At 58.1% G+C, this 573-nt stretch carries 1 protein-coding gene; it reads left to right on the top strand.

Going from position 1 to position 573, the window contains the following annotated elements:
• Positions 1–221: 221 nt before the first annotated feature.
• Positions 222–573: hypothetical protein (locus Abor_RS12980; protein ID WP_048842325.1), on the top strand; the 352-nt coding region annotated here is incomplete at its 3' end.

Here is a 573-nt window from a genome sequence, read left to right as displayed (position 1 = left end):
AAAGGGCGGTGTCCTAGGCCTCTAGACGAACGGGACACAGAGGCGTTGTTGAGGCTCCGTCTAAAGGGGTTTTGCGGCAGCGTCAAGCCATCTTTGTCAAATTTCTGCAAAATAAAGCGGTTAAAGGCAAAAAGAGAGGCCGCTTGGCGTTTTTCGGTGCTGGTGCAAGGTGCGCTTATGCCTCACGGTAGGGGGTATAGAGTGTAGTGAGCAGGGCAAGCATGGCGGCAAAACGGCTTTATGGCGGGTTTAAAGGGGCAATGGGTTATGTGGCCTTGGTTACTTTGTGCCTGAGTGCCCCAAGCATGTGGGGTGGGGCTACAGGGTTGCCTCGTGCCTATGCGCATACTGGTGCGGGGCTTTGTGCTGGTAGTGGCGTGCCGCCTACACGTGCCACTATGGTTTTGGCGCACGAACGGCCGGGCGTTTTAAACCCCGCTGGGGGGTGCGGGTTGGCAGGGGGGTATGCTCCATTTATATGGCACCCAGCTTTTGTGGGGCTTGCCAGCAAGCGCGTGCCGCGGCATTTCGCCAGTGCCAGTGCCAGTGCCAGTGCCAGTGCCAGTGCCAGTG

This window comes from Acetobacter orientalis, from assembly GCF_000963965.1.
Classification (GTDB): Bacteria; Pseudomonadota; Alphaproteobacteria; order Acetobacterales; family Acetobacteraceae; genus Acetobacter; species Acetobacter orientalis.
The sequence above is the reverse complement of the archived record's forward strand: the minus strand, read 5'-3'. Positions and strand labels throughout refer to the sequence as shown.